At 59.2% G+C, this 1,649-nt stretch carries 1 rRNA gene; it reads right to left on the reverse strand.

Annotation, left to right across the window (positions count from 1 at the left end):
* A 23S ribosomal RNA gene (locus tag A3CO_RS0119410) occupies window positions 1–1,649 on the reverse strand; the annotation flags it as partial.

Consider the following 1,649-nt stretch of genomic DNA (forward strand, 5'->3'; position numbering starts at 1 on the left):
CAATTCGACCAGAGTGGTATTTCAACGGCGACTCCACCCGCACTGGCGTGCGGGCTTCACAGTCTCCCACCTATCCTACACAAGCCGAACCGAGCACCAATACCAAGCTGTAGTGAAGGTCCCGGGGTCTTTCCGTCCTGCCGCGCGTAACGAGCATCTTTACTCGTAGTGCAATTTCGCCGAGTCTGTGGTCGAGACAGCGGGGAAGTCGTTACTCCATTCGTGCAGGTCGGAACTTACCCGACAAGGAATTTCGCTACCTTAGGATGGTTATAGTTACCACCGCCGTTTACTGGCGCTTAAGTTCTCAGCTTCGGCCGTGAGGCCTAACCGGTCCCCTTAACGTTCCAGCACCGGGCAGGAGTCAGTCCGTATACATCGTCTTGCGACTTCGCACGGACCTGTGTTTTTAGTAAACAGTCGCTTCCCCCTGGTCTCTGCGACCCCACCACCCTAGCCCGCGAAGAGCTTCAGGTAACAGGGTCCCCCTTCTCCCGAAGTTACGGGGGGATTTTGCCGAATTCCTTGACCACAGTTCGCTCGAACGCCTCGGTATTCTCTACCTGACCACCTGTGTTGGTTTGGGGTACGGGTCGCGTAGGAACTCGCTAGAGGCTTTTCTCGGCAGCATGGGATCACTCTGCTTCGCCTCAACGGCTATGCGTCACGTCTCAACCTGTATGGCGTACGGATTTGCCTATACGCCGGCCTACACGCTTGCACCAGTACAACCACTCACTGGCGGAGCTACCCTCCTGCGTCACCCCATCGCTTGGCTACTACCAGGCAGGATCCCGCGCTCCCCCGGTCGACTCCCGAAGGAGTCTTGGGGTTCGGGCGGTTAGCACACCTGGGCTCGCCATGGACGCGCCTACACGAGCACGGGAATATCAACCCGTTGTCCATCGACTACGCCTGTCGGCCTCGCCTTAGGTCCCGGCTCACCCTGGGCGGAAAAACCTGGCCCAGGAACCCTTGGTCATCCGGCGGCAGAGTTTCTCACTCTGCTGTCGCTACTCATGCCTGCATTCTCACTCACACGGGTTCCACGGCTGGATCACTCCGCCGCTTCACCACCCGCATGACGCTCCCCTACCCAGCACCACCACCGTTAGGTGTCCGTGGTGCTGCCGCGGCTTCGGCGGTGCGCTTGAGCCCCGCTACATTGTCGGCGCAGGACCACTTGACCAGTGAGCTATTACGCACTCTTTCAAGGGTGGCTGCTTCTAAGCCAACCTCCTGGTTGTCTGGGCGATCCCACATCCTTTCCCACTTAGCGCACGCTTAGGGGCCTTAGCCGGCGATCTGGGCTGTTTCCCTCTCGACTACGAACCTTATCGCCCGCAGTCTCACTGCCGCGCTCGAGCTCACCGGCATTCGGAGTTTGGCTGACTTCAGTAAGCTTGTAGGCCCCCTAGGCCAACCAGTGCTCTACCTCCGGTGAGTAACACGCGACGCTGCACCTAAATGCATTTCGGGGAGAACCAGCTATCACGGAGTTTGATTGGCCTTTCACCCCTACCCACAGCTCATCCCCCAGGTTTTCAACCCTGGTGGGTTCGGGCCTCCACACCGTCTTACCGGCGCTTCACCCTGGCCATGGGTAGATCACCCCGCTTCGGGTCTAGAGCACGCGACTACCACGCCCT

Origin of the sequence: Actinomycetospora chiangmaiensis DSM 45062 (assembly GCF_000379625.1) — a bacterium.
Lineage (GTDB): Bacteria > Actinomycetota > Actinomycetes > Mycobacteriales > Pseudonocardiaceae > Actinomycetospora > Actinomycetospora chiangmaiensis.